General features: G+C 33.6%; 7 protein-coding genes. All 7 read left to right on the top strand.

Annotated elements, in window-relative coordinates; genetic code table 11:
• Positions 1-62 precede the first annotated feature (62 nt).
• The 7 genes from F6464_RS08360 to F6464_RS08390 all read left to right on the top strand — a co-directional run bounded on the left by F6464_RS08360 (position 63) and on the right by F6464_RS08390 (position 17502).
• Positions 63-2954, top strand: a complete 2892-nt coding sequence (locus tag F6464_RS08360) for an alpha-amylase family glycosyl hydrolase (RefSeq protein WP_151107354.1) — start codon at positions 63-65, stop codon at positions 2952-2954.
• 1006 nt (positions 2955-3960) lie between these two features.
• Entirely contained in the window at positions 3961-6258 is a 2298-nt protein-coding gene (locus tag F6464_RS08365) for an NADP-dependent malic enzyme (RefSeq protein WP_151107355.1), read from the top strand.
• A 63-nt stretch (positions 6259-6321) separates the two neighbouring features.
• Complete coding sequence (gene ruvA, locus F6464_RS08370) at positions 6322-6903, top strand: Holliday junction branch migration protein RuvA (RefSeq protein WP_151107356.1); 582 nt, start codon at positions 6322-6324, stop codon at positions 6901-6903.
• A gap of 36 nt (positions 6904-6939) precedes the next feature.
• Positions 6940-14298 (top strand): T9SS outer membrane translocon Sov/SprA, encoded by a 7359-nt coding sequence (sov, locus tag F6464_RS08375; RefSeq protein ID WP_151107495.1) that lies wholly within the window; start codon positions 6940-6942, stop codon positions 14296-14298.
• Positions 14299-14378: 80 nt separating this feature from the next.
• On the top strand, positions 14379-14759 hold the full coding sequence (gene gcvH / locus F6464_RS08380; RefSeq protein ID WP_151107357.1) for a glycine cleavage system protein GcvH: 381 nt from the start codon (positions 14379-14381) through the stop codon (positions 14757-14759).
• The gene (locus tag F6464_RS08385; RefSeq protein WP_151107358.1) at positions 14737-15150 is read left to right on the top strand and encodes a VanZ family protein; all 414 of its coding nucleotides are present in this window, start codon (positions 14737-14739) and stop codon (positions 15148-15150) included. Before gcvH ends, F6464_RS08385 begins: the two co-directional genes overlap by 23 nt.
• A gap of 234 nt (positions 15151-15384) precedes the next feature.
• On the top strand, positions 15385-17502 hold the full coding sequence (locus tag F6464_RS08390; RefSeq protein ID WP_151107359.1) for an energy transducer TonB: 2118 nt from the start codon (positions 15385-15387) through the stop codon (positions 17500-17502).
• Positions 17503-17541: the final 39 nt, after the last annotated feature.

Consider the following 17541-nt stretch of genomic DNA (forward strand, 5'->3'; position numbering starts at 1 on the left):
TAAAATTTTAAAAAAAGGGCTATTTTTTAATAGCCTTTTTTTATCTTACAAACATACAAGTTATGAAAAAAACAATATTAGTTATTGCTATAGTATTCTTTGGATTTAAAGGTTTTGCTCAAGTGACTTCTGCAATAGCTACTGTTAGTCCTGTACTATTTGAAGAAGATCAATCTATAACCATTACATTTAAACTTACCAATCCTATAACCACCGATTTGTATTTGTGGGCATGGGCTAAAGATGCAAATAATATTGATATAGGGACTCCTAATAATGGTGCTTGGTCTTCTTCGTCTCCCACTAGTAAGTTGACACAAACTGGAAGTAGTACGTATACGTATACTTTAACCCCATCTTTGTATTACAATACAACAGGAATTTCTCGAATTGCGTTTTTAGCCAAAACTGTAAATGGTGCGGCAAAATCAGCTGATTCTAAATTTTTTGAAGTTGGTGCATTTCAAGTAACTTTAGTTACTCCAACAGTTGCAAATACAAATCAAATTATTGATAGTGGAACAGGCTTTACAGTTGAAGCCTCTAATACCGGAGGAAATGCCAATTATGTTTTAAATGCCAATGGAACTGAAATTAATATAAGTACTGATGTTGCAAGTTATTCTTTTCCTTTAACTAATATAATAGAGAATACTTTTTATTCCCTTACCATTTCTCAAGGTACAAAAGTAGTTGTAAAGAAATTTAGTGTTATCATCAATGCAATACCAATAAACGAAAACCAACCTCCAAATACTGAAGACGGTGTCAATTATTCAAGTTCAGATCCTACTAAAGTTACTTTAGTTTTAAATGCGCCTTTTAAAGATTTTGTTTATGTAGCAGGTAGTTTTAATAATTGGAACCCAACGGCTAACTATTTAATGAAAAAAGATCCAACTACCGGAAAATTTTGGATTGTCATAGAAGACTTAACGCCTGAGCAAGTATATACGTTTCAATATTGGGTGGTAGACAATACCGATCGTCCCGCCAATTCACCAGCATTGGTAAAAACTGCTGATCCTTTTTCTACACTGGTCTTAAATAATTATGACGATCCTGAAATTAAAATATTAGGAGTTTATCCTAATTTACCAGACTATCCTGCAGGACAAGATCGCGACGTAACAGTTGTGCAGACAGGAACCAATACTTTTAGAAGTTACAATTGGTTGAATACATTTGCGCCATTTGTAAAGCCAGCTAAGGAAAAACTAATTGTGTATGAAGCTTTAGTCCGTGACTTTGATGTTAATAAAACGTATCAAGATTTAATTGACAGAATGGATTATTTCAAAGGTTTGAATATAAACGCAATTGAGTTAATGCCAGTTATGGAGTTTGAAGGGAACGAAAGTTGGGGATACAATACTACTTATCATTTGGCTTTAGATAAAAGATACGGGCCACCAGCAAAACTGAAAGAGTTAGTCGATCTGTGCCATCAAAATGGAATAGCAGTAATTCTTGACGTGGCTTTAAATCATGTCTATGGCAGATCTCCTATTGAAAGAATGTGGATGGTTGATACCGATAACGATGGATGGTCTAACGGCGGAGTTACTGCTGAAAACCCATATGCCAATCAAACGGCAAGACATTCTTATAGCGTTGGAACTGACCTAAACCACCAAAGCGTATTAACCCAATACTATGTAAACAGAACCCAAAAACAGTGGATAGAAGAGTACAGAATTGATGGATTCCGTTGGGATTTAACAAAAGGATTTACGCAAAACTGCCCCTATATCAATACAGGAAATCCAACTACTGATGGGAATAACCAACAAAGTTGTACGAATTCAACCCAAGCTGATAGAGTAAAAGTACTTAAAGAGTATGTCGATTATTCTTGGAGTTTAGACCCCAATCATTACGCTATTTTTGAGCATTTGGGAGGTAGTAACGAAGAGCAACAATGGGCAAATTATAGAATTGCTGAAGGCAAAGGAGTAATGATGTGGAGTGAACAATTTAGTCCATATACACAATTAATAGAAGGCAATGGTGGGAATAAAAATATTTCAGGAATGTTAAATACTAATAAGGGTTTTACAGGAAGACGTGTAATAGGCTATCCTGAAAGCCATGATAAAGACCGACTCATGTTTCAGGCACGGCAATACGGAGCCTCAGCAGAAATAAAGTCACTAGCTGGAGCCTTAAAAAGAATGGCATCCATTGCGGCTATTTCTACACCTATTCCTGGGCCTAAAATGCTTTGGCAATTTGCAGAATTGGGTTGGGATTCATCCATATATACTTGTCCTGACGGCTCGGTTAACGATGAATCGAATACAAAACCAGGAGATTGTAAATTGGCTACAAAACATATTAAACAATGGACTGAAAATTGGATGGAAGTTCCTGAAAGAAAAGCGTTATATGATACTTATGCTAGAATTAATGCTTTGAAAATTAACGAACCTGTTTTTAACGGTAGTGTCACTGTAAATTCTGGTAATTTCACTCCTTCAATTTATATTTTTGATACTTCAATTACAGATGTAAATGCTATTAAGAATATAGTGATTTTGTCAAATTTTAGTACAGCATCACAAGATATTACAGGCAATTTCCCATATGCGGGAACTTGGTACAATTTAATGGATGATTCTCCTTTTGAAGTTTTAGTAACCACTGATAAAGTGTCTATTGAATCTGGTGGTTTTAGAATGTTTGGCAACAAACCATCTACATTGTCAACAACAAATTTTGATTCATTAGGTCAAGTACAGTTGCATCCAAATCCTTCATCAAATTATTTTACTTTAAATGTAAATACGAATAAAGTCCAAGTTTTTTCGGTTACAGGTCAGTTAGTAAAAGCATTTTCAAAAAAATCTAAAGAAAATCAATTTGAGATTAGTGATTTAAAAAACGGAGTTTATTTAGTAAAAGTTACTGATGAAAATAACCGTATTAAAACCATGAGATTTATCAAGCAATAAAAAATTTAAACGTATTAATGATCACAATAATAAGCCTTTTTTATGAAGGGCTTATTTGTTTTAATGACGGCTTAATTTGCCTAATAGTTGCCTGTAAAGGCAAAGAATGTTAGATTTGTTGTTTGTGAAATGTCTTTTGAAATAAACAGCAATAAAATCCGAATTTTTTTATGGAGTCATAATTGGTTTACTAGTGCTATTAATGATAGTTTTACCGATAGCTTTTCCTGAAAAAATTGAAAACGAGATTAAAAAATTGAAAACGCTTTAAATTTTAAAGAAGCCAAAGTTTCTTTTTTAATCATTTTCCTTCATTAACATTTACTTTAAAACAGTTTTCCCTAAATGTTTCAGCACCATACAAGAATGAAAATTTAACGGATAGAATTCCCCTAGGATTTGCCCGTGTGTAAAATAGGAAAGTTTGAAAAACTAAGGTTGTCATAATACTAAAAGTTCACTTTCTTCCGATTGATACCTCTTGGGGTATGCCTAGAGGTAGTTCATTTAAAGTACATCATTAATATAGAGCGTTTTAAATTTAAAGTGGTAGGTCTCCGACCACGAATTGAAGGAACAACAAGTTTTGATGGCAAGTTGAATATAAAAATGCGTTTAGGATTATCCTCTTTAGTGCTTTAGGAATACCTCTAGCAACAACAGAATAAAATTCTAAAGTAAAATTAGCTAAACAAACAGAAGATTTACAAGAAATCGAATATAGAACCTCAAAAAACAGAAATATTACTCCCTGAAATTCCTGTTAAAGAAATAATGAAGTAATTTTGAACTCCTTTATTTTAAACAATCGCTCATGAAAGAAACAAATTTTTAGCAAATACAAGTTATTATAACTGATGCGATACGATTTATTGTTCATTTATATGTATAATTCTATTTCAATATAGCAGGGAATATATGAAAACTTTGTAAAACTATCTCATTAAAAATTTCCTTTTTACATCTAGACTTTTACCTTTGTAGGTCGAAACATAAAATTATTCTAATGGATAAGAACAGTAAAAGATCAGAAGCTTTATTATATCACGCCAAACCTACACCAGGAAAGATACAAGTTGTACCTACCAAAAAATATGCAACTCAAAGAGATTTGTCATTAGCCTATTCGCCAGGAGTGGCCGAACCCTGTTTAGAAATTGCAAAAGATGTAAACAATGTGTATAAATATACTGCCAAGGGTAATTTAGTTGCAGTAATAACAAATGGCACGGCAGTACTGGGATTAGGCGACATAGGACCCGAAGCTTCAAAACCAGTAATGGAAGGAAAAGCATTACTATTCAAGATTTTTTCTGACATAGATGTATTTGATATAGAAATTGGGACTAAAGACATCGAAGAATTTATACAGACCGTAAAAAACATAGCGCCAACTTTTGGAGGAATTAATTTAGAAGATATAAAAGCACCAGAGTCTTTTGAGATTGAAAGACGTTTGGTAGAAGAATTAGATATTCCAGTCATGCACGATGACCAACACGGAACGGCAATTATATCTTCGGCAGCATTAATAAATGCTTTAGAATTGGCCAATAAAAAAGCTGTAGACGTTAAGATGGTGGTTTCAGGAGCAGGTTCTGCAGCGTTGGCTTGTGCCGATTTATATGTCCTGCTAGGCGTAAAAGTCGAGAATATCTTCATGTTCAATAGCAAGGGACTGTTAACAAAGAGCAATCCTTCTTTATCTGATTTACAACAAAAATATGCTCAAGATATCGATTCAATTGACCTTGAAGAAGCCTTGAAAGGAGCCGATATTTTCTTGGGATTATCCTCAGGAGATATCATGACTCCACAAATGTTACAAGGGATGGCTAATAATCCTATTGTTTTTGCTATGGCGAATCCTGATCCTGAGATAGCTTATGATTTGGCAATTGCTACTCGAAAAGATATTATTATGGCAACGGGACGTTCAGACCATCCTAATCAGGTAAATAACGTTCTAGGATTTCCTTATATTTTTCGTGGTGCTTTAGATGTTCGTGCAACAAAAATTAACGAAGCGATGAAAATGGCTGCGGTTCGAGCGCTTGCTGCATTAGCTAAAGAAAGTGTTCCTGAACAAGTAAATATTGCCTATGGGGAAACTAAACTTGTTTTTGGTCGCGACTATATTATTCCTAAACCATTTGATCCAAGATTAATAACCACCGTTGCGCCAGCAGTTGCTAAGGCAGCAATGGAGTCGGGGGTGGCTTTACAGCCCATTGAAGATTGGAATTTATATGAAGAACAATTGTTAGACCGTTTAGGCTCTGACAATAAAATGGTGCGTCTTTTAACTAATAGAGCTAAGAATGATCCAAAACGCATTATTTTTGCAGAAGCCGATCATCTTGACGTACTTAAAGCGGCACAGATTGTTTTAGAAGAAAGAATAGGGTTCCCGATTTTGTTAGGAAACAAAGAAATCATATTAGAACTAAAAAAAGAATTGGGTTTTGATGTTGAGGTTCCTATATACGATCCCAAAAATAAAGAGGAAGATAAAAGAAGGTTACATTTTGCTGAAATTTTTTGGAAATCCAGACAACGAAGAGGCATTTCATTATTAGATGCTCAAAAATGGATGCGGGAACGGAATTATTTTGGAGCAATGATGGTTAATGAAGGAGAAGCGGATGCATTAGTCACTGGATATTCTAGAAGTTATCCTTCGGTAGTAAAACCAATGATGCAATTAATAAGTAAAGCACCAGGAATAACCATTTTTGCTACTGCGAATATGATGATGACCAATCGAGGACCAATGTTCTTGTCTGACACAGCCATCAATCCTAATCCTTCAGCAGATGACTTGGCAAAAATTGCTTTGATGACTGCAAACACTGTAAGAATGTTTGGAATGGAACCCGTAATTGGAATGGTTTCGTATTCTAATTTTGGATCGTCTGATAATGAGAGCACTTCAAAAGTGAGAGAAGCAGTTGCCTACTTGCATAAATTTTTTCCAGACCTAGTGGTTGACGGAGAGATTCAAGCTGATTTTGCCTTGAATTCAGATATGTTAAAGGCAAAATTTCCGTTTTCTAAATTAGCAGATAAAAAAGTTAATACCCTAATTTTTCCTAATTTAGAATCAGCAAATATTACGTACAAATTATTAAAAGAGTTGTACAAAGTTGATTCTATTGGGCCAATAATGTTAGGAATGGAAAAGCCAGTTCATATTTTTCAATTAGGTGCAAGTGTAGAGGAAATGGTAAATATGGCTGCGGTAGCTGTTGTAGACGCACAAGAAAAGATGAGCCGACTTAAAGATTTTGAAATAAAATTCTAATCCATAATTTCATAAATAATAGAAATTTAAGTTTTTTGTTATATTTGATTTCACAAACATACAATGATAGCACACATTCAAGGAAAACTGATAGAAAAAACGCCAACTGAAGTTATTATAGACTGCGGAGGCGTTGGCTATCATGTTAATATTTCTCTGCATACCTATTCCTTATTGCCTCAAGTAGATACTATTAAATTATTTACCTATTTACAAATAAAGGAAGATTCCTATACTTTATTTGGCTTTGTTGAAAAGTCGGAACGAGAAATCTTCAAGATGTTACTATCTGTATCTGGAATTGGAGCCAGTATTGCTAGGACTATGTTATCTTCACTTGATCCCAAACAAATTATTCAAGCTTTGGCAATAGGAGATTTAGCAACTATTCAATCTGTAAAAGGAATTGGAACTAAAACTGCACAAAGAGCCATCCTTGACCTAAAAGATAAAGTGTTAAAAATATATGATTTAGACGAAGTATCAATGTTTCAAAACAATACAAACAAAGAAGAAGCGTTATCAGCATTAGAAGTTTTAGGGTTTAACAAAAAATTAGCAGAAAAAGTAGTCGATAAAATTGTGAATGTTGATTCTGATGCCACCGTCGAATCAATAATAAAGCAAGCTTTAAAAAATTTATAATACTTGAAAACATATTATTTAAAGAAAATTTTTTTTATTTCAAGAATTAGTGTTTGTGCACTTTTTTTGGCTATTGGTATTGATGCAAACGCCCAAGAAACCGAGCCTGTTCAAGACACTATAAAAGGATATACTAAAGGAGGATTAGAACTTAAAAACCCTCCTAGTATTATTGAAGCCTACACTTATGATCCTGTTACTGATAGATACATTTATACTAATAGTGTAGATGGCTTTAATATTAATTACCCCATAATCCTAACTCCAAAAGAATACGAGCAACTGGTTTTGAGAGAATCGATGCGAAATTATTTCAAAAAGAAATCTGATGCAATTGATGGTAAGAAAGAAGGTAGCGAAGAAGCGAAAAAGGATTTGTTGCCAAGATATTACGTTAATTCAAGCTTTTTTGAATCTATCTTCGGAAGCAATACTATCGATGTAAAACCTACTGGTTCCGTTGAAGTCGATTTAGGATTTCGCCATTCCAAACAAGACAATCCTGCTTTTTCTCCTCGAAATAGATCGACAACCAATTTCGATTTTGCCCAAAGAATCAGTATGAGTTTAACAGGAAAAGTAGGAACGCGTTTGAGTGTAAACGCCAATTATGACACCCAATCTACTTTTGCTTTTCAGAATTTAATTAAGTTAGAGTATAGCCCAACCGAAGACGATATCATACAAAAAATAGAAGTCGGGAATGTGAGTTTGCCTTTAAACAGTTCTTTAATTCGTGGTGCCCAAAGTTTGTTTGGGGTGAAAGCACAACTACAATTTGGTAAAACCACAGTTACAGGGATATTTTCTGAACAAAAATCGCAAACCAAAACAGTTACTGCTCAAGGTGGAGGAACTATACAAGAATTTGACTTGTTTGGTTTAGATTATGATGCTGATCGACACTTTTTTTTATCACAATATTTTAGAAATAAGTACGATTCGTCATTAAAGAATTATCCATTTATAGATAGTAGAGTACAAATTACCAGAATGGAAGTTTGGATTACCAATCGTCAAAACCGTGTTAGTACAAATAATAATAATTTAAGAAATATTATTGCTTTACAGGATTTAGGTGAGGCAGAATTAACGGGTACAAGCAAAGAAAATGTTGTGGCTATAGATTTAACTGACCCAATTTTTATTCCTAAATCTTTTTTTATAAAATCAATAGATTCGCCAGTCGATAACGGTAACAATCAATATGATCCTGGACTCATAGCCAATGGAGAAGGATTGTTAAATCCTAATATTCGAGATATTGCTACTTCAAATGCAGGGTTTAAAAACATACCAATCGAGGGTCAGGATTATTCAAAATTAGAAAATGCAAGAAAACTTACATCTAATGAGTATACTTTTAATAGCCAATTAGGATATATATCGCTTCAACAACGTTTAGCGAATGACGAAGTTTTAGCTGTTGCCTATCAATATACAATTGGGCAAGATGTTTTTCAAGTAGGAGAATTTGGTAACGATGGAGTAGACGCAACCCAAGCTGGAGCAATTGACCCAACTACAGGAGAGCCAGCAACTATTACCTCTCAGACATTAGTACTTAAAATGTTGAAAAGTAATTTGACGAATGTTGAAAAGCCGATTTGGAATATCATGATGAAAAATATTTATCAAATTCCAGGAGCTTATCAATTAGAACAGCAGGATTTTAAATTTAATATTCTGTACTCAGATCCTTCACCAATAAATTACATTACTCCAGTACCAGGGACAAATTTTCCAGTTCCTGAACCTTCAAAACCAGAAGATAAAGTTGCTGAAACTCCATTACTCAAAGTTTTTAATCTCGATAAATTAAACTTCAATAATGACCCGCAAGCAGGCGGTGACGGATTTTTTGATTTTATTCAAGGGCTTACCGTCGATAGAGAAAACGGTAGGATAATATTTACTACTGTAGAGCCTTTTGGTAAATTACTATTTGATAAATTAAGAACAAGTCCAACCGAGGATTACAATGAACCCAAAGATTTAACTACCACTTTTAATGCCAATCAGAAAAAGTATGTCTATAGAAATTTATATCGAAAAACGCAGTCTTTAGCTTTAGAAGATGGCGATAAGAATAAATTTCAATTAAGGGGACGATTTAAATCTAGTGGAGGAGATGGGATTCCGATAGGTGCTTTTAATGTTCCTCAAGGTTCAGTAGTTGTTACTGCAGGCGGAAGAGTTTTACAAGAAGGCATAGATTATAGTGTAAATTATCAGGCAGGAAGAGTACAAATATTAGATCCAGCACTTAAAGCATCAAATACCCCAATTCAGGTTTCTGTTGAAAATAACTCCGTTTTCGGACAGCAAACCAGACGTTTTTTTGGAGTAAATGTGGAACATAAATTTACTCAAAATTTTACATTAGGAGCTTCCTTTTTAAAGATGACTGAAAGACCGTTGACTCAAAAATCAAGTTTTGGTCAGGAATCTGTAAACAATACTATTTTTGGAGCAAACACCAATTTTTCTACGGAGGTTCCTTTTTTCACAAGAATGATTAATAAATTACCTAATATAGATACCGATGTTCCATCTAATTTATCGGTTAGGAGTGAAGTTGCTTTCTTAAAACCAGATTCCCCAAAGGGAGATAGATTTGAAGGAGAATCTACCATTTATGTAGATGATTTTGAAGGGTCGCAAACAACAATTGACTTGCGTTCACCGCAGTCATGGAGCTTGTCTTCAGTACCTGTAAAAGATGCTGAAAGTACGTATAAGGATTTTGGAGCCGATTTAAACGATATAAAGTATGGCGATAAACGAGCAAAACTGAATTGGTATAGTATTGACCCTATTTTCTACCAACAAAGGCCTACAGGTGTTTCGATAGACGATTTGTCGTTAAACAAAACGAGAAGAATATTTAGCAGAGAATTATTACCGGTAACCGATATTGCTTTAGGTGAGACACAGGTAATAAGTACGCTCGATTTGACCTATTATCCTAAAGAAAGAGGGTCTTATAATAATAATGAATTAGCAAAAGGAACCAATCTTTTACCCAATCCGAGTGAAAATTTTGGTGGAATAATGAGAGCCTTAAATTCTACCAATTTCGAACTAGGAAATGTAGAGTACATTCAGTTTTGGATTATGGACCCTTACGGGGATGAAAAAGAATCAAATGGGAATTTACCTAATAACAGCACTAATAGAGGTAGAATTTATTTTAATTTAGGTTCTATTTCTGAAGATATATTAAAAGACGGTAGGAAACAATTTGAAAACGGTTTGCCCGAGTTAGGAACCAATCAATTAACCTATAATACAGTTTGGGGTAAAGTTCCGGCAACACAATCTTTGGTATATGCTTTCGATACTAACGAAGCAAATAGAGCAGTGCAAGACATAGGTTTAGATGGGTTATCAGATACTGATGAAGGAAATATATATACTAATTTTGCTAGCTTACCCGATCCAGCCGCCGATAATTATGAGTTTTTCTTAAGTGCTCAAGGAAGTGTTTTAGAGCGCTACAAGAGTTATAATGGCACTCAAAGTAATTCACCAGTAAATATTTCAGACAATAATAGAGGAAGCAATACACTCCCTGATATAGAGGACATAAATAGAGACAATACCATGGATGGGTATAACGCCTATTATGAATATAGTATTGAAATTAAACCAGGGATTACCGTTGAAAACACGAAATTCGTTACTAATATTTTACCTGTTGAAGCTCCAATTCCGGGTTCGTCTTTTGGAGAGACTACTAAAGCAAGGTGGATTCAGTTTAAAATTCCAGTTACTCAATTTGAAAATAAAATAGGTCCTATAGCCGATTTTAGATCTATTCGTTTTATGAGAATTTTCATGACCGGATTTGAAGATGATATTACGGTTCGTTTTGGAGCACTTGACCTAGTTAGAGGAGAATGGAGAAGGTATTTAAACACATTAGATCCATTAGAAGTTAAAGAAGAAAATGATAAAGATAAAACCGATTTTGATGTTCAATCGGTAAACATTCAAGAAAACGGAGCACGTGAACCCGTAAAATATGTTTCCCCTCCAGGAGTAGTTCGAGAACAATTATATAATAACAATACGGTCATCAATCAAAATGAGCAATCTCTAGCTTTAAGAGCCTCAGGTACAGGTTTAGAACCTGGCGATTCTAGAGCGGTTTTTAAAAACGTAAGTGTAGACATGCGTCAATTTAAGAAACTTAAAATGTTCTTGCATGCCGAAGCGCTTCTAGGCGATACCACTCCGCTTCAAGATAACGAGATGATTGGTTTTATTCGTTTTGGCAACGATTTTACTGATAATTTCTATCAGATTGAAGTTCCTTTACAAGTAACTGAACCTGGATCTTCTGCTCCAGAGTCAATTTGGCCTGAAGGAAATGAAATCGATTTGCCTTTAGATTTACTGACAGAATTAAAAATTCAATTAAGGGAATTACCCCCACTGGGACCAAATGAGATTTTCTTTAAAGACGGCCCCAATAAATTAAAAATTGGGGTAAAAGGAAACCCTAATTTTGGATTAATTCGAACCTTAATGGTTGGTGTTAAAAACAATACTAGAGGCGGTAAAAATCCAGAAGGAATAGATTTGATAGAAAGAGAAATAAAAGGAGAAGTATGGTTTAACGAACTGCGCTTGGCCGAAATGGATAACAAAGGAGGAATGGCAGCACTATTAAATATAGATACCAATATTGCCGATTTTGCCACCATTTCTGCTACAGGTAAATTAAGTACTATTGGTTTTGGAGCATTAGAACAAGGACCAAACGAGAGAAGTAGGGAAGCCATTCAACAATACAATATTGTAACTAATTTTAGTTTAGGTAAATTATTGCCTAAAAAATGGGGAATTAATCTTCCGTTTAATTATGCTATTGGAGAACAAACCATTACACCGCAATATGATCCTTTTAATCAAGATATTAAACTGAAACAATTGTTGGATGTAACTACAGATCAAGCCGAAAAAGACAATATTGAAAACAGAGCGATAGATTATACAAAACTTAAAAGCATCAATTTTATTGGAGTAAGAAAAGAAAGAGGGCCGGAACAAAAACAACATATTTACGACCCTGAAAACCTTACGTTATCACATTCTTATAATGAAACTGTTCGTCATAATTTTGAGATAGAGAGTTTTATAGATCAACAAGTAAATAGTACCGTAGATTATACTTTTGCTTTTCAATCTAAACCAGTAGAGCCTTTTAAGAAAACCAAATTCATGAAAAAAAGTGAGTATTGGAAATTGTTGAGTGATTTTAATTTTAATTATTTGCCAACAAATATTTCTTTTAGTAGCAATATCATACGTCAGTACAACAAACAACAGTTTAGGCAAGTTGAAGTAGAAGGTATCGCATTAGATCCTTTATACAGAAGAAACTTTTTATTTAATTATCAATACGGATTCAATTATAATTTAGCAAAATCGTTGCGATTAAATTATACCGCTTCATCAAGTAATATTGTAAGAAATTATTTAGATGAGAATAACAATCCCATAAATACAGTGAATCTTTGGACCGATTATTGGAATACGGGAGATCCTAATTTGCATACACAACAATTAGTAGTAAATTATGATTTGCCAATCAATAAAATTCCAGCATTGAGTTTTATAAAATCAACTTATTCTTATACGGGTGATTATAGTTGGCAACGTGCTTCAATAGCACTTTCTGAATTAGAAATAGAAAATGAATTCGGAGTTGTTACCAAATACAATTTAGGAAACACCATACAAAATGCAGGTTCGCATCGATTGAATACAGCTTTTAATATGGATTCCTTTTATAAATATATCGGATTAACCAAAAAGACTAAAAAAGCTACACCAAGAGCAGCTGCTCCTCCTAAACCGGGTGAAAAAATTGTAAGCAAACCACCTGTTCAAATTAGTTCTAAAGGAAATGTGTTTTTAGATGGACTAATTGGTATTTTAACAAGTGTAAAAAATGTTCAGGTAAATTATACCGAAAACAGAGGCACAACTTTACCAGGATTTATTCCAGGTTTAGGCTTTTTCGGTTCTACAAAACCTTCTCTTGGATTTGTTTTTGGAGGTCAAGATGACATCTTAGATTTAAACGGTATTCGTTATGAAGCCGCAAGAAATGGTTGGTTGACCAACTATCCCGATTTCAACCAGAATTTCACTCAAATTACCAGTAAAACATTAAACTTTACTGCCAATGTTGATTTGTTTCCCGACTTAAAAATTGATTTATTAGCTGATAGAACTTATGTAGATAATTTTTCTGAACAATACGATGTAACTAGCGGGCAATACAATTCGAGATCACCCTATAGTTTTGGTAATTTCTCAATCTCTACGGTATTAATAAAAACCGCTTTTAGCAAAAGTGATGAAAATTTTTCAGCAGCTTTTGAAGATTTAAAAACAAATCGATTGGTTGTTGCCGATCGATTGGCTCAAAATTTTTATGGAGAAAACATAGAGCGTTACGACCCTAGTTTACTTCCGCCTGAAGATATTTTAGCTCCGCCAGATGATTTGAGAAATCCAAATAATCCAGAAAGAAAAGTAATTATTTCAAACAACGGTTTCCCAAAAGGATTCGGAAAAAACAATCAAGCCGTTTTATTGCCTTCGTTTTTAGCAGCCTATTCGGGGAAAGATGCATCAGGAGTTTCTTTAGATGCCTTTAGAAATATTCCTATTCCTAACTGGAATATAAAATATAGTGGTTTGATGCGTTATAAATTTTTTAAAGATAAATTCAAGCGTTTTTCTATACAAAACAGTTACAAAGCTTCCTATACTGTTAATGCGTTTCGTTCTAATTTCGAATACGACAAAGCACCATCGGGCTTCAAAACTGACGGAACTTTAAATACCGATTCTGGAGGAAATTTATTTAATAAAACATTGATAGCAAACATCAACTTAGTAGAGCAATTTAATCCGCTAGTTCGATTGGATTTTGAAATGAAAAACTCTGTAAAAATTCTTGCTGAGGTGAAAAAGGATCGAGCCTTATCGATGAGTTTCGATAACAACCTGCTTACTGAAACAAAAGGTCTTGAATACATTATAGGATTAGGATATCGAATTAAAGATGTGATTTTTTCTTCTCGATTGGCAGATAACCCTACAGGAATAATAAAAAGCGATATTAACATCAAAACTGATATTTCCTATAGAAACAGTCAAACGATTGTTCGATATTTAGATTTTAATAACAATTTACTTTCGGGAGGACAAAACATTTGGTCAGCACGACTAACGGCTGATTATTCATTTAGTAAAAACTTAACAGCAATCTTTTATTATGATCATTCATTCTCTAAAGCTGTAATATCTACTTCGTTCCCAATTACAAACATTAGAGGAGGGTTTACAATAAGATATAATTTTGGGAATTAAAAAAGAATAGAGCTGTAATTTTTGTGGACTAATAATTACATTTGCCAAAATAAACAAGACCAACTAAAAATAATAATACAATGAATATACCACTAAATTTAAAGTACACTAAAGACCACGAATGGGTAATTCTTGACGGAGAAATTGCAACAATCGGAATTACAGATTTTGCGCAAAAGGAATTAGGCGATATTGTTTATGTTGAAGTTGAAACACTCGATCAAACATTACAAAAAGACGAGGTTTTCGGAACGGTTGAAGCAGTTAAAACCGTATCTGATTTGTTTTTACCACTAGCTGGAGAAATTATTGCTTTTAACGATTCATTAGAAAGTAGCCCAGAAGACGTAAATTCTGACCCTTATGGTAAAGGATGGATGATTAAAGTGAAAGTGGCAAACGTTTCAGATTATGACCAATTACTTTCAAGTGAAGAGTATGCAAAACTTATTGGTGCGTAAGTATTTTTATTTGTGGTTGGCTGAATTTTGGACGGTTCTTATTGCTTTTCTTTGTTTAACCAGTTTTAAAAAACTACCAAGTATTGGAGTTAAATCGGCAGATAAATATGTGCATTTTACCTTTTATTTTGTTTTTACCATACTTTGGTTTTTGTATTTTAATAATAAGAAATTAAATAGTAACGATTCGTCAAAAGCATTAGTTACAAAAGTATTTTTTGTTGCTGTTCTTTATGGGATTGGAATTGAAATTGCCCAAAGTCTGTTTACAACCACTAGAAAAGGCGATGTGTTAGACGTAATTGCAAACACTTCAGGAGGATTAATTGCTGTTTTTTTGGTAGTAGTATGGAGTCGTTTTTATAAAAAGAAGGACAATCAAATTAAATAAACATAAAATATTTCCCGCTTAGGTGGGATTTTTTTATTTTTATACCATTAACATAGCATTCAATCTCGATTTGGCTAATAGAAAACAAATTTAATGCCTTTGATTGATAAGGGATTATCTAAATAATTATCTTAGTATTGCAATATGAAATCGTAATTATAAAGCCGTTTGCGTAAGCTAACACAATAAAAAAAGTGATGCCATATTTGACCCCTAAAATCAATTTTTAAATATATGAATAAATATTTTTCAATTTTTCTTTTTCTGGGGTATTCGACTTTTTCGAATGCTCAAGTAACTACTAAAAACGCAGAGCAGTTCCCTGTTTTTTCAAGTTGCGAAAACCAATACAATAAAGACTTAGAAACGTGTTTTTATACTCAAGTTCAGGACTTTATTTTTAATAATTTCAAAGTTCCTGAGAATTTATCTAAAAGTAATTTTAAAGGAAATGTTATTGTTCTTTTTGAAGTAGATGAGAACGGTAAATTTAATGTGCAATATGTAGATGCTGTTGATAATGAGTTGGTTAAAGAATCTAAAAGAGTTTTCAAACAGTTTCCTCAAATTGGCCCACCCACTTTTAACGGAACCCCTACGTATTCTAAATATTCAATAAAAATTGCCATTCCGCCAAGAAGCCAAGCAGAGATTGCCGCTGAAGCTGATTCCTTGAAAATACTAAATTCTAAAAATTTTTACAAAAACAGAGACAAAGAGTTAATAGAGTATGATAGTATAGTGTATCATAAGTTTAAGAATCCGAAGTTCGAAAGTCATTTAAACATTCCTTTTTCACACAGTTATTATGCCCAGTTTGATGCGGCATTAAATCAGTTGGGAGCCAATAATCATACAAGTTCTAAACCATTTACCTATGCTGAGGTTTCTAAATATTACAATCTAAAAGAAGTTAATGCCAAGTTGTTAAAAAAGAAATCAGGATGGTGGGGCAGAAAAATATGGAACGAAAACACAGTCGAAATTCAAGGAGAAGGGTATTGGTTTACAATGAATCCTATTTTCGATTTACAAACAGGAATTAGCAACCCAAGTATTTCCAAAAGCACGTATGTAAATACCAGAGGATTGCAAATACAAGGCGGTTTAGGAGAACAATTGAACTTTACGACTACGATTTATGAGAGTCAAGGGCGTTTCGCCGATTATTTTAATGACTATGCTAGGTCAATAAAGCCTAGCGGAGGAAATCCTGCCGTTATTCCTGGAATAGGTATCGCAAAATCATTTAAAGCAGATTCTTTCGATATGCCTTTGGCAGAAGCCAATTTAATCTATACGCCAAACAAATTTATTAATTTGCAATTGGGCTATGGTAGGAATTTTATTGGCGATGGCTATCGTTCCTTAATTACAACTGACGGAGTAAGTCCTCTACCTTTTTTTAAAATCAACACGACTTTCTGGAAAATAAAATACACCAATACTTATATGTTCCTTAAAGATATACGAACAGAAGCAACGGTAGATAAGACCTATACCTCAAAATATATGGCCAATCATTATTTGAGTTGGAATGCTACTAAAAGATGGAATATTGGTTTTTTTGAATCGGTTGTTTGGGCAAATGTCAACAATAGAGGTTTTGATGCAAGCTTTATAAATCCAATTATTTTTTATCGCTCAGTCGAATTTGCTTCGTCTAATAGAACAGGAAATGCCCTTTTAGGATTAACGTCTAAATACAAGTTTAACAATCAAATAAATGGTTACGTACAATTTTTAGTTGATGAATTTTCGTTGAGTGATATTAAAGCTAGAAATCAAAGTTGGAAAAACAAGTTTGGTTACCAACTAGGAGTTAAATATTTCAATGCTTTTAATGTCGAAAATTTATTGCTGCAATTAGAATGGAATCATGTGAGGCCCTATGTTTACTCGCATAGTGACCCATTAACAAATTATGCCCACAGCAATCAAAGCTTGGGGCATCAATGGGGAGGAAATTTTAAAGAATTTATTTTTGTTGCCCGTTATCACAAAGGACGGTATTTCGCTGATGCAAAAATTACTTCTGGAACGCGTGGTTTGGATTTTAATACTACTGAGGATTCTTATAATTATGGGGGAGACATTTATAAAGACTATGAGGAAAATAGATTTAGTGATACTAATGTAAAAGTGGGTCAAGGAAATAAAACGGATATCTTTATTGCCGATATTCAAGGCGGTTATTTAATAAATCCTCAAACCAACTTAAAGCTTTTCGGAAGTTTTATATTCAGGAATTTTAATCCTAATCAAGAAACCGCAACTGCATTTAAAAACGATACCACTTGGTTTTCGCTAGGTTTACGAAGTGATATCTTTAATTGGTATTTTGATTATTAAATTTTATTTCTAGCTTACAAATGATAATTCATCTTGCTC

The organism is Flavobacterium luteum, from assembly GCF_008806775.1.
Taxonomy (GTDB): domain Bacteria; phylum Bacteroidota; class Bacteroidia; order Flavobacteriales; family Flavobacteriaceae; genus Flavobacterium; species Flavobacterium luteum.